This window comes from Staphylococcus kloosii, from assembly GCF_032139365.1.
GTDB classification, from domain to species: Bacteria; Bacillota; Bacilli; order Staphylococcales; family Staphylococcaceae; genus Staphylococcus; species Staphylococcus kloosii_A.
Window position 1 is genome coordinate 1 of the sequence record NZ_JAVTDB010000082.1, and the last position, 22141, is coordinate 22141.

The 22141-nt window shown below is 32.6% G+C and carries 18 protein-coding genes and 1 pseudogene; 8 read left to right on the forward strand and 11 right to left on the reverse strand.

What is annotated here, in order from left to right; translation table 11 throughout:
- Positions 1 to 168 precede the first annotated feature (168 nt).
- Positions 169 to 2442: an excinuclease ABC subunit UvrA gene (locus RPL90_RS11710; protein WP_313549880.1), complete on the forward strand. Its 2274-nt coding sequence runs from the start codon at positions 169 to 171 to the stop codon at positions 2440 to 2442.
- 157 nt (positions 2443 to 2599) lie between these two features.
- Here the strand turns inward: RPL90_RS11710 and RPL90_RS11715 are convergent, their stop codons facing one another.
- Together RPL90_RS11715 and cyoE are read right to left on the reverse strand one after the other, a co-directional pair.
- Positions 2600 to 3061, reverse strand: a complete 462-nt coding sequence (locus RPL90_RS11715; protein WP_048794180.1) for a DUF420 domain-containing protein — start codon at positions 3059 to 3061, stop codon at positions 2600 to 2602.
- 24 nt (positions 3062 to 3085) lie between these two features.
- A complete protein-coding gene (gene cyoE, locus RPL90_RS11720; RefSeq protein WP_313549885.1) occupies positions 3086 to 3997 on the reverse strand; it encodes a heme o synthase in 912 nt (303 codons plus the stop codon).
- A 282-nt stretch (positions 3998 to 4279) separates the two neighbouring features.
- Here cyoE and RPL90_RS11725 point away from each other — a divergent pair, with 282 nt between their 5' ends.
- Positions 4280 to 5188, forward strand: a complete 909-nt coding sequence (locus RPL90_RS11725; protein ID WP_313549888.1) for a COX15/CtaA family protein — start codon at positions 4280 to 4282, stop codon at positions 5186 to 5188.
- A gap of 212 nt (positions 5189 to 5400) precedes the next feature.
- On the opposite strand, the gene RPL90_RS11730 is transcribed toward RPL90_RS11725, so the two are convergent.
- The 3 genes from RPL90_RS11730 to RPL90_RS11740 all read right to left on the reverse strand — a co-directional run bounded on the left by RPL90_RS11730 (position 5401) and on the right by RPL90_RS11740 (position 10976).
- Positions 5401 to 8856, reverse strand: coding sequence for a pyruvate carboxylase (locus RPL90_RS11730; RefSeq protein ID WP_313549891.1), 3456 nt, complete (start codon positions 8854 to 8856; stop codon positions 5401 to 5403).
- Positions 8857 to 9183: 327 nt separating this feature from the next.
- Complete coding sequence (gene ftsW / locus RPL90_RS11735) at positions 9184 to 10419, reverse strand: cell division peptidoglycan polymerase FtsW (RefSeq protein ID WP_313549894.1); 1236 nt, start codon at positions 10417 to 10419, stop codon at positions 9184 to 9186.
- 281 nt (positions 10420 to 10700) lie between these two features.
- Positions 10701 to 10976: an Fpa/YlaN family protein gene (locus RPL90_RS11740; protein WP_061854951.1), complete on the reverse strand. Its 276-nt coding sequence runs from the start codon at positions 10974 to 10976 to the stop codon at positions 10701 to 10703.
- A gap of 328 nt (positions 10977 to 11304) precedes the next feature.
- Between RPL90_RS11740 and RPL90_RS11745 the strand changes: the two genes are divergently transcribed.
- Complete coding sequence (locus RPL90_RS11745) at positions 11305 to 11787, forward strand: hypothetical protein (RefSeq protein ID WP_313549899.1); 483 nt, start codon at positions 11305 to 11307, stop codon at positions 11785 to 11787.
- A 2-nt stretch (positions 11788 to 11789) separates the two neighbouring features.
- Complete coding sequence (locus RPL90_RS11750) at positions 11790 to 11957, forward strand: DUF2197 domain-containing protein (protein WP_313549959.1); 168 nt, start codon at positions 11790 to 11792, stop codon at positions 11955 to 11957.
- A gap of 124 nt (positions 11958 to 12081) precedes the next feature.
- Here the strand turns inward: RPL90_RS11750 and typA are convergent, their stop codons facing one another.
- A complete protein-coding gene (gene typA, locus RPL90_RS11755; protein ID WP_313549901.1) occupies positions 12082 to 13929 on the reverse strand; it encodes a translational GTPase TypA in 1848 nt (615 codons plus the stop codon).
- Between the two features lie 97 nt (positions 13930 to 14026).
- Here typA and RPL90_RS11760 point away from each other — a divergent pair, with 97 nt between their 5' ends.
- Complete coding sequence (locus tag RPL90_RS11760) at positions 14027 to 14218, forward strand: DUF5325 family protein (protein WP_048794188.1); 192 nt, start codon at positions 14027 to 14029, stop codon at positions 14216 to 14218.
- Positions 14219 to 14323: 105 nt separating this feature from the next.
- Here RPL90_RS11760 and RPL90_RS11765 read toward each other — a convergent pair whose 3' ends face one another.
- Positions 14324 to 15136, reverse strand: coding sequence for an inositol monophosphatase family protein (locus RPL90_RS11765; protein WP_313549906.1), 813 nt, complete (start codon positions 15134 to 15136; stop codon positions 14324 to 14326).
- A 202-nt stretch (positions 15137 to 15338) separates the two neighbouring features.
- On the opposite strand from RPL90_RS11765, the gene RPL90_RS11770 reads away from it, so the two are divergent.
- Positions 15339 to 15950 carry a YktB family protein gene (locus RPL90_RS11770; RefSeq protein ID WP_313549909.1) on the forward strand — a complete coding sequence of 204 codons (612 nt, stop codon included), beginning with the start codon at positions 15339 to 15341 and terminating at the stop codon, positions 15948 to 15950.
- Between the two features lie 78 nt (positions 15951 to 16028).
- Here the strand turns inward: RPL90_RS11770 and RPL90_RS11775 are convergent, their stop codons facing one another.
- Positions 16029 to 16511, reverse strand: coding sequence for a DUF4064 domain-containing protein (locus RPL90_RS11775; RefSeq protein ID WP_313549912.1), 483 nt, complete (start codon positions 16509 to 16511; stop codon positions 16029 to 16031).
- Between the two features lie 165 nt (positions 16512 to 16676).
- Between RPL90_RS11775 and RPL90_RS11780 the strand changes: the two genes are divergently transcribed.
- The gene (locus RPL90_RS11780) at positions 16677 to 18011 is read left to right on the forward strand and encodes an Nramp family divalent metal transporter (RefSeq protein WP_313549915.1); all 1335 of its coding nucleotides are present in this window, start codon (positions 16677 to 16679) and stop codon (positions 18009 to 18011) included.
- A 401-nt stretch (positions 18012 to 18412) separates the two neighbouring features.
- A pseudogene (locus RPL90_RS11785) lies at positions 18413 to 18785 on the forward strand (IS5/IS1182 family transposase); the annotation flags it as partial.
- Between the two features lie 192 nt (positions 18786 to 18977).
- Here the strand turns inward: RPL90_RS11785 and auxB are convergent.
- From auxB to RPL90_RS11800, 3 genes are all read right to left on the reverse strand, one after another.
- Positions 18978 to 20183 carry a lipoteichoic acid stability factor AuxB gene (gene auxB / locus RPL90_RS11790; protein ID WP_313549918.1) on the reverse strand — a complete coding sequence of 402 codons (1206 nt, stop codon included), beginning with the start codon at positions 20181 to 20183 and terminating at the stop codon, positions 18978 to 18980.
- Between the two features lie 73 nt (positions 20184 to 20256).
- Positions 20257 to 21330: an ABC transporter substrate-binding protein gene (locus RPL90_RS11795; RefSeq protein WP_313549921.1), complete on the reverse strand. Its 1074-nt coding sequence runs from the start codon at positions 21328 to 21330 to the stop codon at positions 20257 to 20259.
- Positions 21330 to 22139, reverse strand: a complete 810-nt coding sequence (locus RPL90_RS11800) for an ABC transporter permease (RefSeq protein ID WP_313549924.1) — start codon at positions 22137 to 22139, stop codon at positions 21330 to 21332. The genes RPL90_RS11795 and RPL90_RS11800 overlap by 1 nt, the downstream gene beginning before the upstream one ends.
- Positions 22140 to 22141 lie beyond the last annotated feature (2 nt).

Here is a 22141-nt window from a genome sequence, read left to right on the forward strand (position 1 = left end):
TTAGTTTTTTCATTTTTCACCCACCTAATTTATCTTATACACATTGTACATGTTTTGTTAATATACAATCAAGATATCTTATTTATCCAAATAATTCAGTTTTTAACATTTCTAACTTTACTATTATAGCTTTAATTATAGGGTATACAACCTAATGAGGTGAACAAAATGGAACAAATTAGCATTCAAGGTGCAAGACAAAATAATTTAAAGGATATTTCATTAGAGATTCCTAAACATAAAATAACTGTTTTTACAGGGCGCTCAGGTTCTGGGAAATCATCACTCGTATTTAATACATTAGCTGCAGAATCTGAAAGATTACTAAATGAAACTTATTCTTCATACATACAACATCAACTGACACAATACGAAAAACCGGACGTTGATTTAATAGCTCATCTCCCCGTCGCAATGATTATTAATCAGAAAAGACTTGGTGGTAATTCAAGGTCTACCGTAGGAACGATTACCGATATCTACGCTTCAGTAAGGTTACTTTGGTCACGCATAGGTGAACCCTTTGTAGGTTATTCAGATATTTTCTCTTTTAATAATACAAAAGGCATGTGTGAAACATGTTCAGGTCTAGGCTATGTTGAAGATATTGATTTAAATGAATTGCTCGATTATGACAAGTCGTTAAATGAGGATGCAATAAACTTCCCTTCTTTTAGGCCTGGTAGTTGGCGAGGAAAAAGATACTTATACTCCGGCCTTTTTGACAATAATAAAAAGTTAAAAGATTACACTAAAAAAGAGATGGATACTTTATTATATACCAAACCTAAAAAGCTTAAAAATCCACCAAGTAATTGGCCACGCACTGCGAAATTTGAAGGATTGATTCACCGCTTCAGACGTTCATTTTTATTGAGTGACAATTTTGAAAAGAATAAATTCAAGCAAGATGTAGACCGTGTAGTTACACAGTCGTATTGTCCTACTTGTAATGGCAAAAGATTAAATCAAACAGTTTTAAGTTGTAAAATAAATGGACTCGATATTGCTGACTTTACTCATCTAGCCATAACAGATGCTATTGCTTTTTTAAAAACAATTGATAACGACAAAGCTAATGTAATCATAGCGCCGTTACTTGAACAACTTGAAGCATTAAGAGACATTGGTTTGAATTATTTAACTTTATCACGTCCTACTCCTACGCTTTCAGGAGGAGAATCACAACGTATAAAATTAATTAGACATTTAAATAGTCCATTAAGTGATTTAGTTTATATTATAGATGAGCCGAGTATCGGGCTACATCCAGAAGATATTCAACGTATTAATGAAATCATTCAATCTTTAAAAGCTAAAGGTAATACCGTTCTTGTTGTTGAACATGATCCAGATGTGATTCAAATTGCAGATTACGTCGTTGATTTAGGTCCAAATGCAGGAAAACACGGTGGTAACGTTACATTCACAGGGAGTTACGAAAGTTTATTGTCTTCTAATACAAGTACGGGTGAAGCACTAAGAAAGCCAAAACATTTAAAAATCAATCCTAGACCTTTTAAAGAAACGATTGAATTATCACATTTAACTCATAATAATTTAAAAGATATAACCGTGACTTTCCCTCAACAAGCCATGTCAGTTATAACGGGCGTCGCTGGTTCTGGGAAAAGTTCGCTAATTCATTCTGGTTTTACATCACGCAATAACGTCAGCTATATTACGCAAAAAGCTGTCCACGCTTCTAGTCGCTCAAACCTATTAACTTTTATGGATATTTTTGATGAAGTTCGTTCATTTTTTAGTGAACACACTGATTTAAAGAAAAGCATGTTTAGCTATAACTCCGAAGGTGCATGCCCACAATGTCATGGTAAAGGTGTACTGAAAACAGAACTTGCTTTTATGCCAGATTTCACACAAGTTTGTGATTTGTGTCATGGCACACGATATCATCCAGAAGTTTTAGAAGCGACAGTTAATAATTACTCTATCGCAGACATACTTGCCTTAACAGTAGATGAAGCACTTGACTACTTTAATCATAACGACCACATTATTAATGCCTTACAGGCATTAAAAGCTACGGGTTTAAATTATATGACTTTAGGACAATCGCTAAGCACTCTATCTGGAGGTGAAACACAACGCGCAAAGTTGAGTAAACATTTAATAGATAAAGTTGAAAATCATATCTTTATTTTTGACGAGCCCACTACAGGATTACATGAAAATGATATCCATATTTTAATGAAGTGTTTTGATGACCTTATCGCTGCAAATAATACTATTATATTGATAGAGCATAATTTAACGGTTATGACTCAAGCAGATTGGATTGTAGACATTGGGCCTTATGCGGGTGAACACGGTGGTTATTTACTATTTGAAGGCAGACCTCAAGAATTGTTAAATCATACATCATCATTTACTGCTAAGCATTTAAACAATTATATTACACAACATAAGCAAAAAAACTAAAAACTTATCTTTAAAAATAACCGGCAATAGCCTTTATTTAATATTGTGAATGCAACATAAATATTATAATCATACACAATTAACTGTATTAAAAAACCAATCAACATGTCTGACTTTCAAACAAGTTGATTGGTTAATTATTTGGCGTAAGCCCTTTTTATAAACCTAAAGTTGCCTTAATTAATGACGTTGTTTCTCCACCTGGATATAAAACATATAGTAAAACGTATACAGCTACACCTGTAATCGCTGTGAAGAACCAAATAATAGAAGCGATAGGTCCGACTTTTCTATGAATATTAAACTTATCTTTAAACGCAGTAATAATTTGGACTAAACCAAGAATGCCACCAATTGTAGCCAAATTTATATGAAAAACTAAAAATATCGTATAATAAATTTTAATTGAATCCGGTCCGCCGAATGCTGTGTTTCCTATAAACACAGTTCTTGAAGCATAAATAATAAAGAATAATAATGCTGCTACTGCGGCAGTTAACATTATTCTTTTATGCCCCTCGATGTTACGTTTCCAAATTTTGCGCCAACCTATTGCAACTAAAATTGCACTTAATACAATGCAGGTTGTACTAATTGTAGGTAAAATAGGTAAATTCATAAGTTCCATCCTTAATAATTAAATTTAAAACATCTCGATTAGAGAAACAATTACTGTTAATACGAAAAATACGACTAAATAGTTTAATGAATAGATAAACATCTTAGTTGCCCATTTAGTATTATCTGTACCCTTTTTAAAACTTGTTAGACCCATGTATAGCCAACCTAAGTTTAGTAAAGTAGCAAGTATCATAAACGTAATACCTAATTCTCTAAATAAAAATGGTAATGGTAGTAAAAATACTAACCAAATAAACATACTCACTCTCGTACGATTAAATCCTTTAACTGATGGTAGCATCGGAATGTTCGCTAATGAATATTCATCTTGACGCTTAATCGCTAGAGCGTAAAAGTGTACGGGTTGCCAACAAAAGACAACTAAAAATAATGCAATTGCAGTAACGCTTAAATGACCTTCAATCGCAGTCCAACCTATTAACGGTGGCACAGCTCCGGGAAAACTACCGATTACAGTATTCCATACAGTGTGACGTTTTGCCCAAATAGAATAAAAAGATACATAACCAACGATACCTAATAAACCAATGACACCTGAAGGTATGTTAAGTGCAAACAATAAAGCCTCTCCTATTAGCATCATCCCAAAACTAAGGATCAATAAATTTCTGTCTGAAATTCTGTCGTTTACAGTTGGTCTCTTTTGTTTACTAGGCATGATGCTGTCAATATCTTGGTCATAATAATTGTTCAGTGCACAAGCACCACCCATAATTAATGTAGACCCTAATAGCATCATAATGATTTGAGGTATTGACGAGAGGAAGGAATGATTTGCTAAAACAATTGCAAGCCATGAACCGGCAAATGCTGGAATTAAGTTGCCCTGTACAAGCCCCATTTTTATAATTTGCTGTAACTCTTTATACGTTACACGGCTCGAAGATTGTGACAAAGTTTGCTCTTTGTTCATAATTTCCCTCCTTATATTTTCATACAATATATATGATAAAGCATAATTATTTAAAACTCCATATATATTAAAATTTATTTGTGACACTTTAGCGACATTACAAATCGTCATTATTGTGACACAAATTATATAGATATTCTTGCTATAATGAGGTTAAAGATTATTATAGCCTTTCTTATAATTTAAGATGAGATTTTTGCAAAAACCAATAGTATTACTATAATATATTGTTATTGGAAATTTTTATCTCATAAAGGTAATTTTTTGATGGGGTGTTTATCATTGTTTAAAAAACGAAACCTAAAATGGTTATCGGTACTAGCTACCATCATTATGGCACTAGTACAATTAGGCGGGGCGCTCGTAACTAAGACTGGTTCAGCTAATGGCTGTGGTTCCGACTGGCCATTATGTCATGGCGCTTTTCTACCGCAAAATTTACCAATACAAACAATAATTGAATTAAGCCATCGTGCCGTATCAGGATTATCCTTAATCGTTGTAGTATGGTTATCTATTGTTGCTTGGAAACATATTGGTTATATAAAAGAAATAAAACCATTAGCAATTATTAGTATCAGCTTTTTATTAATTCAAGCACTTATAGGTGCTGCGGCAGTTATTTGGCAACAAAACGCCTATATTTTAGCATTACATTTTGGTATTTCTTTAGTCAGCTTTTCTTCTGTTTTTGTAATGATGTTAATCATATTTGAAGTTGATCGCAAATATGAGGCTGATGAACTCTTTATTAGAAAACCGTTACGTACTCTAACATGGATTATGACGGGTATTGTATATTTAACAATTTATACAGGCGCACTAGTCAGACATAAGAAAGCAAGCCTTGCATATGGTGAATGGCCATTACCATTTCACGACATTATACCTCATACCGAAGGAGATTGGATTAACTTCGTCCATAGAGGTATGGCGTTAATTACATTTATTTGGATATTATTAACCTTCATCCATGCACTTAATAATTATCACCAAAATAGAACAATACGTTATGGTTACACGACAGCATTTATTTTAATTATTTTGCAAGTAATTACAGGCGCACTATCTGTTATCACTCATGTGAATTTAATTATTGCATTACTACACGCTCTAATTATTACTATTTTATTTGGCTTAATCACTTACTTCATCGTATTGATGTTACGAACAATTCGCAGCGGTGGTTAGTTAAAAATGATAAACGCTAAAAAAAAGTTGAGCCTGGGACATATTGTCCTCAGGCTCAACTTTTATATAGGGAGTAGATGACTGAATTGGAAGTAAGCTTGTATCCAGCTTCTTTCAATTCAGTCATCCTGTGGGGGACGAAACTACAAGATCTTCTTATAAAAATAAGATTTTTATCCCTCTCCCATTTTATAGTTAATCAAATTATAGGGTTAATCTACAGCTTCTTTTTCAATTTCTATTAATAAATCTCCTGATTCAATTGCGTCACCACTTTGTACAGTTAACTTAGTAACTACACCATCAAATGGCGCTTGAACAGTTGTTTCCATTTTCATTGCTTCTGTAATTAATAATGCTTGGCCACTCTTTACGTTTTCACCCTCAGCAACTTTAACTTCTGTTACCGAACCTGGCATTTGCGCCCCAATATGATTAGGGTTTAGTTTATCTGCTTTAGGTTTTACACTGGCATTGGCTTTTACATTTTCATCTTGAATATAAATTCGTCGTGCTTGACCGTTCATATCGTAGAAAATCGTACGTACACCCTTGTCATCTGGTTCTGTAATAGCTTTGAGTGTAATAATCAGTCGTTTACCTGTATCAATTTCGATTTCTACAGTTTCGTTGTTACGCATACCAAAGAAGAATGTTGGTGTATCAAGCAATGACACATTACCGTATTGTTCCTGTGTTAACATATATTGTTCGTATACTTTTGGATATAGTACATAACTAATAATGTCCTGTTCTGTTACTTCTTTTAGTTGTTTTTCTTCTAATTCTTTTCTAACACTTTCAAAATCTACTGGGTCTAGGTATTCGCCTGGTCTGTCTTCTAAAGGCGTTTCACCTTTAAGCACAACTTTTTGCAATTCTTTATTGAAGCCATCTACAGGTTGACCAATGTCACCTTTGAAAAATGATACGACTGATTCAGGGAAGTCTAATTTGTAACCGTCTTTGAGTACAGTTTCTTCATCTAAATCATTTTGTACCATGTAAAGTGCCATATCGCCTACTATTTTAGATGACGGCGTTACTTTAACTATATCGCCGAATAAGAAGTTTACTCTACGATACATCTCTTTTACTTCGTTGTAACGATTACCTAAACCTAAACTTTTAGCTTGTTGATGTAAGTTAGAATATTGACCGCCTGGCATTTCATGTTTATAGATTTCAGTATTAGGTGATTTAATATCACTTTCAAAGTCGCTATAGTATTGTCTCACAGTACCCCAATATTGAGACAAGCTTTCCATACCTTCAATATCCGCACGCATATCACGTGGGAAACCGTTTAACGCATAATACAATGAATTCGCACTTGGTTGACTTGTTAAGCCACTCATTGATGCTACAGCAGTATCAATAACATCAACGCCTGCATCGATTGCTTGTTTATATAATAGTAAACCATTACCACTTGTATCATGGGTGTGCAGATGAATCGGAATATCGACAACTGATTTTAATTCTGCAACGAGTTCGTAAGCAGCCTTAGGTTTTAATAAACCTGCCATGTCTTTTATTGCTAAAATATGGAAACCTTCACGCTCCAATGTTTTCGCCATATTTACATAATAATCGAGTGTATAAATATTTGAACGTTCTGGATTTAAAATATCACCCGTATAACAAATCGTACCTTCGGATATTTTACCGGCTTCTTGCACTGCTTCATTCGCCACTTTCATTTGATCTATCCAGTTTAATGAGTCAAAAATACGGAATACATCGATGCCTGCATCAGCACTTTCTTTAACAAACTTTTTAATTACATTATCCGGATAGTTTTTATAACCAACTGCGTTAGATGCACGTAATAACATTTGGAATAACACGTTAGGTATTGCTTTACGTAATCTTTCCAAACGCTCCCATGGATTTTCCTTCAAGAAATTATAGGCAACATCAAACGTCGCACCACCCCACATTTCAAGTGAAAAGTTATCTTTCATGACTTGCGCCGTTTTAGAAGCTATGTTCATCATGTCATTTGTACGAACTCGAGTTGCTAATAATGATTGATGAGCATCTCTAAAAGTAGTATCTGTAATCAATACATCTTCTTGTTGTTTTAACCAATCTGCTACAGCTTTTGGTCCTTTGTCATCTAATAATTGTTTCGTGCCTGATAATTGCGCAATCTCTTTTTTACTCACTTTTGGCGTAGGTGTAACTTCATATTCAGGTTTTGGTCGCTTTTCTACATTTGGGAAGCCATTAACTGTAATGTTACCAATGTATTCTAACGTTTTTGTACCTCTGTCTTGACTCGATTCAATTTCAAAAAGTTCAGGCGTATTTTCAATAAATTTAGTTGTATAATCACCACTAATAAATTGAGGATTACGTATTACGTTTTTTAAAAATTGTACGTTCGTCTTTACCCCTCTAATACGCATTTCTTGTAACGAACGGTCCATTTTTTCTTGCGCTTGTTTAAAGTTAAGTCCATGAGTAGACAATTTAACTAGCAAAGAATCATAATACGGTGAAATTTCTGCACCTTGGAAACCGTCGCCAGCATCTAAACGTACACCAAAACCACCACTAGAGCGATAAGCAATAATACGGCCAGTATCTGGCATAAAATCATTAGATGGATCTTCTGTTGTAATACGACATTGCACAGCATAACCTAATGTTTTTATATCTTCTTGGTGCGGCATGTTAACACGTTCCCCAAATAATGGTTCTCCATCCGCAATTAAAATTTGAGTTTTGACGATATCAATACCTGTGATCATTTCTGTAATCGTATGTTCAACTTGAACACGCGGATTCACTTCAATAAAGAAGAACTCTTCTCCCGAAACTAAAAATTCTACAGTTCCTGCGTTGACATAATCAATTTTATTGGATAAATCTACGGCAGCGTCACATATACGTTCTCTCATTTCTTCTGTAAGACCAACAGATGGCGCAACTTCGACAACTTTTTGATGTCTACGTTGAACAGAACAATCGCGCTCATATAAATGAACGATATTGCCATGCTCGTCGCCGATAATTTGTACTTCAATGTGTTTAGGATTATCAATATATCTTTCTATATAAACTTCACTATTACCAAAAGATTTCTCAGCTTCTGATTTAGCTCTGTGGAATGCATCTTCTAATTCATCAGCATTACGAACGATACGCATACCTTTACCACCACCGCCACTTGTCGCTTTAATCATTAATGGATAACCAGCTTCTTCGGCAAATGATTTGGCAGCATCAAAAGTTTCTACTGGTCCATCCGTACCTGGAATAACAGGTAAATCAGCTTTAATAGCAGTTTCTCTAGCTTTCACCTTATCTCCGAACATATCCAAATGTTCAAGTCTTGGCCCAATAAATTTTATGCCCTCTTCTTTACAACGACGTGCAAAAGTTTCATTTTCGCTTAAAAATCCATAACCTGGATGAATAGCATCCACTTCTGCGCGTTTAGCTACTTCAATAATTCTCTCTATATTTAAATAACTATCTGCCGGTCCTAAATCTTCACCGACTAAATATGATTCGTCTGCTTTATATCTATGTAAAGATCCTTTATCTTCATTTGAATATATAGCAACTGTCTGAATATCTAATTCAGTAGCCGCCCTAAAAATTCTAATTGCAATTTCCCCACGATTAGCTACAAGTAATTTATTTATGTTTCTCAAATCATGGTCCCCCTTAAATTTTTGAATTTTCTAAATAGTTAGATATATAACATTATATCAAAATGCGTTGTTTGTATACAGTAATAAATTATTCTTAGTGTTATTTTATACTATTAAATGTATAATTACTCATATTTTTACAATAGACATACTCATGTCTTATATAAATTTTATGTATTGTTGTTATATTATAATTTATCAACGCCTTTATAGCACCTATTTATACAATAATAAGCACTAAAAATTACTTTCACTTTAGGACTTTATATCAGACATTGTATAAAAATAAACAGACATTACATTTTAGATGTAATGTCTGTTGCTTATTTATCTACGTCTGTTTGACGGTACAGAACGTATATTATAGTTATTTTCTTTTTTATATTGTTCATCAATTTTAATTTGTTTAGCAGTTATTAATAATAAGCCCATAGCGATACTTAAACTAACCATAGAAGATCCACCAAAACTAATAAATGGCAATGGCACACCTGTAAGTGGAATTGTACCAGAAATACCACCTAAGTTAACAAATGTTTGACTTCCAATATAACTAGCAATACCGACACAAACTAATTTATAGAAATATGAAGATGTTTTATTTGCCAGTTGGAAAGCTCTGTAAACGATAAAAAATAGTAAACATATTACAAATAAACCACCAATAAGTCCAAGTTCTTCACAAATGATTGAAAAGATAAAGTCTGTATGAGGCTCAGGTAAATAACCTAGTTTCATAATACTATTACCTAATCCCCTACCAAATAAACCACCATTACCTATTGCTAATAGTGAGTTGGAAATGTGATAACCCGTACCTGCTTCATTACTAAATGGATTTAATAAAGTACTGAAACGTGCAGTTAAGTAATGTGGTACTAAACCAAATAGCAATGCCAAACCACCAACTACTACAACACCAATGACGACCATAAGTAAATATTTAACCGTTTTTTCAACACCAATACCCGCATAAAATATTATTGAGAAGAATATGATTATAATAAGTAAAGTTTGTCCAACGTCTTTTTCTAACAATACTAAGCCAATACAAAATGCTGCTAGTACTATTGGAGACGTTAATAATTTAGGTTGTTTAAAAACTTTCGGTCTTTTCTTTTCTATCATATATGGTATGTAGAGAATTAATGCAATTTTCAACAATTCTGAAGCTTGTAAATTCATAAAACCTAAGTTAATCCAACTTTTAGAACCATTGATATTACTACCAATAACAAGCGTCGCACATAGCAAGCCTACTATAATGAGCATCATCCATTTTTGAAATTTTGTCTGTTCCAAAAATTTAACATTAAGGAAAAATGCCATAAAGAACACGATTCCGAAACTCATAATAACGTAAAGTAATTGCCTAGAATAAAAATAAGTACCTGATACTGATATGCCACCAGTCAATGAACCTTTTGTAGCTGCAACCATACTCGCACTATAGACCATAACTAAGCCGATCATACATAATAAAATATATGTAACAACTAAAGGATAGTCAATGTACTTTGCATATTTTCCTACATGCCGTAGTATTTGCCTAATATTTTTCATTGTAAATTTCATCCACTTCTAAAATAATATCATTTCTATATACTTAATTTATGTAAAAACATTCGAACTACGCTTTATTAAGTATAAACTTTGCACATTTTATTATAGCAACTTTACTGTAATTTCTCGAATAAAGTTATAATGTATTTTGTTACTTTATAAAAAAAGTGACTAAACATAAATCAACATACATTTGATTCTTTAGTCACTAACTTGTCTCTATGTAGTTTTAATACAAACGATTAACTTTTATATCATTAAACAAATACATTTAATACACATCATACGTTTGTAAAAGCGTCATGAAGTTTAGACAATTCTTTTTCTAAACGAAGCATTAAATCTTTTCCTACTTCTTTATCAATTAACTCTAATTGAATGGCAAAATCAACTTCTTTTTGTAAGCCAAACATTTGAGTGTCTAGTACTTCTTCATATAATGGGCATTGAGGTAAAGTAAGATTGTCCATCTGAACTTTAATCAATTGTAAAATCCTGTCAGCATCTTTATTTAACTGGTCATATGCCGCATTATTTAATTTTTGGCTTTTTACCATGACATATTCCCCCTATCAAATGTAACTTTATATTAAAATTCTATCCTACAAAGAATTAAAAAGCAAGTGAATTTATGTATTATACTTCATGAGTTAAGATATGCTAAAATAGTTAAGAGAAATTTTTTACCATTCAATTTGGCAAACTAAAATGGCTAATTTTATAACCACTGCTATCATGGTTTTTTCCTTGTTTTAAGCTTATGAAATTGTCAGAAAATAAAGTGTATAATATGTCATAAAACAGACACAATTTTATCTTTTATTTAATGCTTATCTAAATGGTATAAAATTTTTACGAGTAATAAATTTATTAGGGAGTGGGAAAATGATTCAAATTAAAGGCGCGGTTAAATTTCCAATTACTTTAGATAGTACAACGTGGATATTCGATGATCGCAAAGTAAAAATTGAAGATTTGGAATCTGGTATTTTTGAAGGTACTAAACCGATAGATTTCGAGGATAATAGAGAATGGAATCGTGCTATTCTTGAAGGACAAACAAATCCACCTACGTTAAATTCTGAAATTAAATATAAAAAAAATGCGATGCTTGATGGCACTTTTGTAATAAACATGGCTACATTTTTCAAAAATGCTGAACCACATAACGATGCTAAATTAATACGGTTATCTAATGATGAAGATGCGATTGATATAGATATCGAATTATTGCCTTATTTATTTTTCCAATTTGCTAGAGAAGGCAAAAGACTTTATGACGATAATGCGGTTGATAGTTTTATCTACACACCTGAACAAGGCTATTCACATAAATTTAATTATGTGACAAACATTGAGGTGATTTAATGATGATGACGGTGCAATGTATAATTTGTGATACCAAGGTACTCATCGACAAAAATACATTAGAAGCTAAACGATTACGTAATGATCCAATGCATACTTTTATGTGTGACGAATGCAAAAGTCGTTTAGATTCACCTAAGCAACGTAAAACACATATTAATTATAATTAACTGTTTAAAACAAAGCCATTGCTATTTAAATAAATAACAATGGCTTTGTTTATTAGTGGCAAATATAATAATCAATACATATAAATCATAAAAAAGCCAATCAACTATTGATTGGCTTTTTTATTTATTCTTCGTCTTGCATCATTTGTTTAATTCGTTTTGATTCTTTTTCACGCGCAGATTTTTCAAGTATTTTCTTTCTTAAGCGGATACTTTCTGGCGTAACCTCTACTAATTCATCGTCATTAATAAATTGTAGTGCTTCTTCTAACGTTAAAACTCTTGGTCGTTTCATAGTAACTGTTTGGTCTTTTGTAGCAGAACGTACGTTAGTTTGGTGTTTAACTTTAGTAATATTAACTGTTAAGTCATTATCACGGTTATGTTCACCAACAATCATACCTTCATATACTTCTGTACCAGGTTCCATAAAGTTAGTACCACGATCTTCTAAACTCATAATCGCGTATGAACTTGCTTGACCTTGGTCCATTGAAACTAAAGCACCATTTCTTCTGCCGCCAATACGACCTTTGATTCGTGGTTTAAATTCTTCAAATGTATGGTTAATAATACCGTAACCACGTGTTTGAGACATAAACTCTGTAGTGTATCCAATCATACCACGTGCAGGCACCATAAAGATAATACGTGTTAGACCATTGTCTGTAGTAACCATGTCTAACATTTCACCTTTACGTTGACCCAATGATTCAATAACTGCACCTGTATATTCTTGTGGTACTTCACATTGTACTCTTTCAAATGGTTCACATGTTACACCATCGATATCTTTTAAAATTACTTGTGGTTTAGAAACTTGTAATTCATAACCCTCACGTCTCATATTTTCAATGAGGATAGATAAATGTAGTTCACCACGACCAGCTACAATCCAAGTGTCTGGTGAATCAGTTTGTGTAACTTTTAAAGAAACGTCTGTTTCTAATTGTTCATCTAAACGTTCTTGGATTTGACGTGCTGTTACGAAATCACCTTCACGACCAGCAAATGGTGAATTATTAACTTTAAATGTCATTTCTAATGTAGGTTCGTCAATACGTAACACAGGTAAAGCATCTTGGTGATCGTGTGGCGTTACTGTTTCACCAACGTTAATGTCTTCCATACCTGATACGGCAATAAGGTCACCGGCATGTGCTTCTTGAACTTCAACACGGTTTAAACCGAAGTAACCAAATATTTTAGTAACACGGAAGTTTTTCACTGTCCCATCTAATTTAATTAGCGACACATTGTCACCTACGCGCATTGTTCCTCTGAATATACGTCCTACACCTATACGACCTACATAGTCATTGTAATCTAACAATGCTACTTGGAATTGTAATGGCTCTTCATGATTGTCTAGTGGGGCTGGAATATATTCGATAATAGATTCGTATAATGATTGCATCGTTTCGTCTTGCTTATCTGACTCTAAACTTGCAGTACCATTAACAGCAGAAGCATATACAACAGGGAAGTCTAATTGTTCGTCAGTAGCTTCTAATTCGATAAATAAGTCTAATACTTCGTCTACAACGCCTTCAGGTCTAGCTGAAGGTTTATCAATTTTATTTACAACTACTACTGGTTTTAAATTTTGTTCTAATGCTTTTTTCAATACGAAACGAGTTTGTGGCATCGTACCTTCGTATGCGTCTACAACAAGTACTACACCATCTACCATTTTCATAATACGTTCTACTTCACCACCAAAGTCAGCGTGCCCTGGTGTATCTAAAATATTAATTCTTGTGCCTTTGTAATCAACCGCAGTATTTTTCGCTAAAATTGTAATACCACGCTCTTTTTCTAAATCGTTTGAATCCATCGCTCTTTCATCTACGTGTTGATTTTCACGGAACATGCCTGATTGCTTTAATAATTCATCTACTAAAGTCGTTTTACCATGGTCAACGTGAGCGATGATTGCTATATTTCGAACATCTTCTCTTAAATTAGTCATTCAATAATTTCCTTTCTCGAGTAATTTCCCACTTTTAATTGCAACTTAATTATTATATCATATAATTGATTAAAGAAAACAAAAAGGTGTGGTAGGGATGCAACAAAAAAAATCAAAAGCTATATTTTGGGTACTCGCAGTAGTAGCCATCATATTCTTATTATTATTTAGTTTTAGCTTAGCAGCTACAAATGTTCCATTGATGATTTTAACACTTATATTGTTCATTGCAACATTTGGCGTTGGTTTCACTTTAAAAAAGAAATATCGTGAAAATGGCTGGCTATAATTATTTATAGTGAATAGTTGTCTAACAAGATCAATTCACTAAATTATTGCTTAAAAAAACTAATCCATGTATTTTACATGGATTAGTTTTTTATAGACACATTTATTATTTGAAGCGTTCATGAAGTGCGATTAACGTATCTCTATAATTATCAAAATAATTATGAATTAAATTATCATGTAAACTTGCATTAGCTACAATTACCGAATTAGGATGTAAAATAGACAATGGTTCACCTAACATATTTGTAGCTTTTCCATTAACTTCATTTAAAATTATCATGCCACCAGCGAAGTCCCATGGTTGTAACCTAGGAGTCACATATGCGCCTAATTTCCCCGTCGCGACATAAACAATTTCTAACGCCGCAGAGCCATAAGCTCTTGCGCTTCTCGAGTCTTCAACAATTGGCTGCAACATAGGCCCTAACTTAGGTTTAGTTAACCAATTTGGATTAATACCTATAATACTTTTCTCTAGTGTATCTTCTGCTAATGGTGGTATTAGTCGCTCATTTTCATATGCGCCCTCGCCTGCTTTACAATGATATAACACGTTATTGATAACATCGTAAACAAAACCAGCATATGGTTCGCCATCTATAAAAATACCAATAGAAATTGCAAAGTTTTCTTGCTGATGCACAAAATTTAATGTGCCATCAATAGGATCAACGACCCAAACAACACCCTGTGTTTTCGATACATCATGTCCATGGCCTTCTTCACCGATGACGGCATGATTAGGATAAGTTTCTTTTATATTATCAAACAGAAATTGTTCTGTTGCTTTATCTACATTTGTGACTAAATCGTTTGGATTGGATTTAGTTTCAATTTCAATTTCTTGTTGCATAATTTTAGTAACATTATTACCTGCTTCTAATATAAGACCTTTTGCAAATTCATATACAGTCATAAAATCATCTCCTAGCTTAAATTGTATTATACAGTAAATGCTTCTATAAAAAATGTCATATGCATAGAAAAAGTAAAATAAAATTTTTTCTTCTTTACTTTAAATAAAAAATTGCGTTACATATAAAGCTAAGGCAATGTTTCTAAAGAGTGAATATGCTACAATATCATCAACTATAGTTATAATTATGTTGGAGGTTAATATGACTAAATATATATTTAAACCCAAAGATTTCAAAGCATTTACAGTACCAGGATTAGACGATAGAATGGCAGCACTCGAAGAACATGTGCGTCCTCAATTAAACAATTTAGGTGATTATTTCGCCCAATATTTAGAAACTCAAACGGGAGAAGTTTTCTATCCACATGTTGCAAAACATGCAAGAAGGAGTGTAAATCCACCTAAAGACACTTGGGTTGCTTTTGCGACGAATAAACGTGGTTATAAAATGCAACCACATTTCCAAATTGGACTATTTGAAGAACAATTATTTGTGATGTACGGCGTTATGCATGAAGCAAAGGATAAAGCACAACAAGTAAAAGTATTTGAGGATCAATTCAATCAACTTAAAAACCTTCCCGCTGATTACAGCGTAAGTTTAGACCATATGAGCCAAGAAAAAACACTGATTAAAGATATGGATGATTCAAGTTTACAAAAAGCAATTGATCGCGTTAAAAACGTTAAAAAAGGCGAATTTTTTGTTGCAAGAACATTGCAACCTGGTGCAGATGAATTAAAAAATGATAAAGCCTTTATCTCATTCTTAGAAGATACATTCACTCAATTACTCAAATTTTATGCTTAATATCACATTTACCTTAAATAACACTAAAAGCAGCTCTGTAATAAATACAGGCTGCTTTGTTAATGAAATATATTTATGTTAATAAATATATGGGTCGTCTTTTTTCTTATTTAAATCTTGCTCAGGATTCCATTGCTGTTGATTGTGGTTAGGAATATTTGTCTTACCTTGTTTAATAAGATGATTATCTTTTTTTATAAATAACTTAACAGCAACAATAATCCATAACACCATCGCTACTAAATTAGTAACAAAAAGACTAACGACTGCTGCAATGATAAATAACACACCAGCTAAAACACGATTATTTTTCATTATTAGCGTTGCAATTATAGCTAAAATAATGACTACTACTAAAATAATAATTTGAATCATATAGCTCATAAATAATAAATCTGGCGAGAAATTTTGTCCTTGTGCCTGAGACATTTCATTAAACACTTTTTTAAATTCTTTAGTATTTGTGTTTAATAATAGCACACCTAATAACACGATAAATAAATATAAAATACTTAAACCATTACCAATCCACGCCAATATTTTTTCGGTCTTTCTATTCATAACTTACCTCCTTTTATTCACAATTAATATTTTATCAAAATTACTATATCACCAAAAGACTAATATAACTACTTAAAATAACTACAAATTGCAATTTTTAGGTTGACCTAACAATTATTTTTTAATATCCTTGAATTATTATAAAAATTAGTGAGTGGTGAAAATATGACAGAGAGAGAGAATGAAAAAAGTCTAAGTGAAATTAATAATACAGTATCCATTAATACTGATGGCAAATTTAGCCGTAAATTGTTATCATTTTTAGGCCCTGGATTGCTAATTGCAGTCGGTTATATGGATCCAGGTAATTGGATTACATCAATGCAAGGTGGCGCCCAATTTGGATATATGCTATTATTCGTCATTTTACTATCAAGTTTAGCGGCTATGTTATTACAAAGTATGGCGGTACGTTTAGGAATTGCCACCAATATGGATTTGGCTCAAGCAACTAAACATTATTTAAACAAACCATTCACCTATGTATTTTGGATTATTACAGAGTTGGCAATTATTGCGACTGACATTGCAGAAGTAATTGGTAGTGCAATCGCATTATACCTACTCTTTGATATTCCATTACTTGTTGGTTCAATTATTACAGTATTAGATGTATTTTTATTACTATTTATTATGCATTTCGGTTTTAGAAAAATTGAAGCTATTGTCGGTACGCTCATCTTTACTGTATTAATTATTTTCTTATTCGAAGTATTTATCGCATCACCTTCTGTAACGCATATGTTGAATGGTTTCGTACCACAAACAGAAATAATTACTAATAATGGTGCTTTATATATCGCATTAGGTATAATCGGTGCGACAATTATGCCACATAATTTATATTTACATTCATCTATCGTACAATCTCGTATGTATGATAGAAATGACGACAAAGCAAAGAAAAATGCTGTGAGATTCGCAACGCTTGACTCAAACATTCAACTTATCATCGCATTTGTTATTAATTGTCTATTATTAGTACTTGGTGCTGCATTATTTTATGGCGCGAATACTGAACAATTAGGTGGTTTCTTTGATTTATACCATGCACTTAAAACTGAGCCAGCCCTAGGTGCAACTATGGGTGCCATTATGAGTACACTATTTGCCGTAGCTTTATTGGCATCAGGTCAAAACTCAACAATCACAGGTACAATGGCAGGCCAAATTGTCATGGAAGGTTTTATCAATTTAAAAATTCCAAATTGGTCACGTAGATTAATTACACGTGGTATAGCAATTTTACCAATTATCATTTGTCTAATTGTTTTCAAAAGTAATACAGAAAAAGTAGAACAATTATTAGTATTCTCACAAGTATTTTTAAGTATCGCTTTACCATTCTCACTCATACCGTTACAACTAGCGACGAATGACAAAAAATTAATGGGCGTTTTTAAAAATAAACGCTGGGTAAATATTATTAGCTGGTGTTTAATTGTAATTTTAAGTATTCTTAATGTGTATTTAATCGTTCAAACATTCCAAGAATTATAATCTATATAAACACTTGAGAAATGAACGCTACTATTAAAATACGAGGGAGCTATACAGAAATCTTATTTGTATAAAAATATTTTGTAGTCTCGCCTCGGCAAGGATGACTAGAGTTGAAAAAGCTTAATGCAAACGCATTTGCAATTCAGTTATCGATTGCGCATATAAATAAATAATTTAGGATATAATTCCTAAAGAAATAGCCAGTAAATGCGTTTTTATGAATTCATTTACTGGCTTCTTTATTTACAATACTTCGTATTATTGGCTCGCTTTCTTAGGTGGACAGCTTTATCCTACAGTCTTCAGCTTGTCCGGTTCACTCAAGAGTCCCGCCAAAATACTTTGTAATTATATATACTTTTGCATTGAAATACTTTAAAAATTAAAGCTCCTGTCGTAAAAATCAATGTATGCAATTCTACTCAAAAACAAATATAAAAATGAACGAAAATTATAACTCAGTATATTTTAAAGATCACAGCAACAAAAAGCTTTTTGAAACGGAAACAAAAATTATCTAAAGTCAAAGCAAAAATTGATGGAGAACCTGTTTTGGTATTTATGAAAGCGATTTCGGGTTTCGCTTGAATATCCGTTCGAGAAATAGATAAAGTCAAAAGAGAACTTGGATTTGTATTAATGCCACTTACTATATGACAAGTAGCATCTCAACAAGTTGTATATGATCAACAGAATTATAAAAAAGGCAATTTCTATATTATTTCAATAGAAATTACCTTTTTTCACTTGTCCAAGAACTTTATGTCCTAGGCTCTCTTTTATCTACATTACAGTTTAATTTTATATGCTTTCCAAAAAATAAATCTTTAATCGATACGCCGTCTAATCTTTAAAGTTATAAATGATCTATAGTGCTTCTATCTCATAAAAGTTAAACGTCAATTTCAACAGAAATTGACGTTTAACTATAATTAGAAATATTGTATTTCAAATACTTCTATATTATTTTTCTTTTTCGTCTGTAGTTGTAGTATCTTGGTTGTCAGAAGCTTTGGCTGTAACTTCTTTTTCTGTCTCTACGTCATCATGAGATGTCATTTTCTTACGTTCTTCATAATTCATACGACGTTGATTTACAGCACTCGGTTGTTGCTTACGTTTTTCTTTCATGCGTTTTCTTAGTTCTTTTTTCTCTTGTTTAATTTTTGATTTTTCTTCGGCACGTTCTTGTTTAAGACGTGCTTTTTCTTCTGCTTCTTCTCGTTTACGTCTTGCCTCTTCTTCTTGTTGTTGTTGACGTTCTGCTTCTTGACGTTCTAACTCTTCTTGAGAAGGTCCACGTTGGTAATCTGCTTCAGCATTTTCATCTTCTTGAGGAACTTCAACCTCTGGGTGTTGTTTATTTTTATAATTGTATTTAGCTTGTCTTGAAAGCACTTGTGGCTCTTCCTCAGCGTTAGGATCACCATTTACTTGCCTTGCTACTTCAGAACTATAACCGCCTCTACGCAATGAATTATAATCTTTAGTTTCTTCTTCATCTGAAGCTGTACTTTGTTGATCAACTGTCGTATTTTCATCAGCGTTTCTACGCATTGTACTTGGCTCATCAGCTGGTTGATAACGGCTTGTTTCTTGATTACTTTTACGTTGCTTATAATCATTTTGTGCTGACTCTTTATCATAACCATGTCTAGATTGAGCATCTCTATCATAATATCCATTGTCGTAATATGCAGGTACTGTTTCAACCTTATCTTTTCTTGCGAACATCATAATTGCAACTATGATGAATAATACAGGAATAATTAATGGAACAAATAATACCATTAAAGGTAAAGTAACAATGGTAGCAATTAAGAATAAGAATCCTGATAAAATTCTAATATTCATTGAAATTAAGGCTAAAAACGAAATTAATAAGCAGATTATTAAATATACAATAATCGCCCATACTCCATTTTGTAACCAAATAACTGCTTGTGTTGTGTTTAAATTGTTATTAGTGAAAATTTGTTGTGCAAATTCATTCGCATTCAATGAACTCTCAAGTCTTTGTATTGATGTATCACTACTAAATGATACGAGTGCGATAAACATTGTAGCAATGGTTAAAAGTAGTAAGAAAATCCAACTTAACCATCCTAGCACTTTTTCTGTTAATCGACTTACAGGACGTCTAACTTGCGTAAATTGCTCTCCTGACATGTACTTACAACTCCTTACATTACTAGTCAACCCATTATATCGAACTATAGCAAAAATAACTACTAACTGTCATCTATTTTAATGACATTTTGAAGTTTAAAAATCTTTCATTATAATCGCTTAATGTTTGTTTACCTAAATCTTGATAAACTTCTAATTTGTGTTGTTCCTTTTTAGATGGATAAAATCGATTATCATTTTTAATATCGTCCGGTAATTTATTTCTAGCTGCTTTATTCGGTGTTGCATACCCGACCCATTCAGTATTTTGTTTGTTATTCCGCTCATTTAATAAGAAATTCATAAATTTATAGGCGCCTTCTTTATTTTGTACCGTCTTAGGAATAACCATATTATCGAACCATAAATTAGACCCCTCTTTAGGAACGACGTAATCAAATTCATTACTATCTTGAACGATTGGTGCAGCCACTCCGCTCCAAACGACAGCTATGTTAGCTTCATGTTGCTCCAACATCATTGTTATTTCATCACCAACGACACCTTTAATTTGTGGTGCTAAGTGTGTTAAATCTTGTTGTGCTTCAATTAAATGTTGTGGATTTTTATCGTTCAAACTATAACCTAATTTATTGAGCGACAGACCCATAATTTCTCGAGCGCCATCTACTAATAGTATATCATTTGCATACTTTTTCTTGTAAAGACTTTGCCAAGAACTAAAGTCATCATGTGGATATGCTTTTTTGTTATAGACGATACCTACCGTTCCAAAGAAATATGGTACAGAATATTTATTATTTCTATCAAAAGGCATATCCAAATAATTGTTATCTAAGTTTTTCATATTGGGTATCTTTTCGTGATCGAGTGGTAACAATAAATTTTCTCGTTTCATTTTCTGAACGGTATATTCACTTGGAAAGGCAACATCGTAATTCGTACCACCGTTACGAATTTTTGCTTCCATAGCTTCATTTGAATCAAAAGTTTCATATACTACTTTAATACCCGTTTCTTTTTCAAACTTTTTAATAAGCGCTGGGTCGATATATTCACCCCAGTTATAGACATTAATCTTTTCGCCACTTTTAGATTTATCTTTCGCAGTAAATTTATGACTAATGTATAAGCAAAGCAAGCCAATGACGATAGCAACAATAACTAATTGTAATACACGTTTCATTATTGTACACCTCGCTTACTCTGTTGTTTGCGTCTTATCATGTGTTGAACAAAATAGTAGCCAACAACACCTATTACAATAACGACGAATAACAAGGTCGAAATAGCGTTTATTTCCATGCTTATCCCTTTTCTTGCCATAGCATAAACTTCAACGGATAATACACTGAATCCATTTCCTGTTACGAAAAAACTAACAGTAAAATCATCTAGTGAGTATGTTAATGCCATGAAGAAGCCGCCTAAAATGCCGGGTAACAATTGTGGCAACATAATATGACTTAACACTTGGTACTCATTAGCACCTAAATCGCGAGCCGCATGAAGCATATTGTCATTCATTTCATAAAGTCTCGGTAATACAATAATAACTACAATGGGTATACAGAATGCAATATGTGATACCAACACGGTCGTGAATCCTAGACCTAAGCCGGTGATATGGCCTATAGCTGTAAACATAATTAAAAATGAAGCACCTATAACTACATCAGATGACACCATTAACACATTATTTAATGTTAATAGTGATACCTTCATCTTTTTATTTCTTAAGTGATAAAGTGCTATAGCACCCATTGTCCCAATTATTGTTGATATGGAAGCTGCAATTAATGCAACTGCTATCGTATTAAATATAACCGACATCAATCTATCATTTTGAAATAATGATTTATAATGTTCTAACGTAAAACCATCGAAATGAATCATATTCCCTGCTGAATTAAAAGAATAAATCATTAGAAAAATGATTGGGGCATATAATAATGCAGTTAAAATTCCTATATAAAGTTTGCCATACCATTTCATTT

What these genes read in the sequence shown, in the direction of transcription:
- RPL90_RS11780 (WP_313549915.1), top strand. Translation starts at nt 16,677, where the DNA reads ATGACAGAGAGAGAGAATGAAAAAAGTCTAAGTGAAATTAATAATACA.
- RPL90_RS11770 (WP_313549909.1), top strand. Translation starts at nt 15,339, where the DNA reads ATGACTAAATATATATTTAAACCCAAAGATTTCAAAGCATTTACAGTA.
- RPL90_RS11740 (WP_061854951.1), bottom strand. Translation starts at nt 10,976, where the DNA reads ATGGTAAAAAGCCAAAAATTAAATAATGCGGCATATGACCAGTTAAAT.
- RPL90_RS11710 (WP_313549880.1), top strand. Translation starts at nt 169, where the DNA reads ATGGAACAAATTAGCATTCAAGGTGCAAGACAAAATAATTTAAAGGAT.
- ftsW (WP_313549894.1), bottom strand. Translation starts at nt 10,419, where the DNA reads ATGAAAAATATTAGGCAAATACTACGGCATGTAGGAAAATATGCAAAG.
- cyoE (WP_313549885.1), bottom strand. Translation starts at nt 3,997, where the DNA reads ATGAACAAAGAGCAAACTTTGTCACAATCTTCGAGCCGTGTAACGTAT.
- auxB (WP_313549918.1), bottom strand. Translation starts at nt 20,183, where the DNA reads ATGTCAGGAGAGCAATTTACGCAAGTTAGACGTCCTGTAAGTCGATTA.
- RPL90_RS11760 (WP_048794188.1), top strand. Translation starts at nt 14,027, where the DNA reads ATGCAACAAAAAAAATCAAAAGCTATATTTTGGGTACTCGCAGTAGTA.
- RPL90_RS11765 (WP_313549906.1), bottom strand. Translation starts at nt 15,136, where the DNA reads ATGACTGTATATGAATTTGCAAAAGGTCTTATATTAGAAGCAGGTAAT.
- RPL90_RS11795 (WP_313549921.1), bottom strand. Translation starts at nt 21,330, where the DNA reads ATGAAACGTGTATTACAATTAGTTATTGTTGCTATCGTCATTGGCTTG.
- RPL90_RS11715 (WP_048794180.1), bottom strand. Translation starts at nt 3,061, where the DNA reads ATGAATTTACCTATTTTACCTACAATTAGTACAACCTGCATTGTATTA.
- typA (WP_313549901.1), bottom strand. Translation starts at nt 13,929, where the DNA reads ATGACTAATTTAAGAGAAGATGTTCGAAATATAGCAATCATCGCTCAC.
- RPL90_RS11750 (WP_313549959.1), top strand. Translation starts at nt 11,790, where the DNA reads ATGATGACGGTGCAATGTATAATTTGTGATACCAAGGTACTCATCGAC.
- RPL90_RS11800 (WP_313549924.1), bottom strand. Translation starts at nt 22,139, where the DNA reads ATGAAATGGTATGGCAAACTTTATATAGGAATTTTAACTGCATTATTA.
- RPL90_RS11775 (WP_313549912.1), bottom strand. Translation starts at nt 16,511, where the DNA reads ATGAATAGAAAGACCGAAAAAATATTGGCGTGGATTGGTAATGGTTTA.
- RPL90_RS11745 (WP_313549899.1), top strand. Translation starts at nt 11,305, where the DNA reads ATGATTCAAATTAAAGGCGCGGTTAAATTTCCAATTACTTTAGATAGT.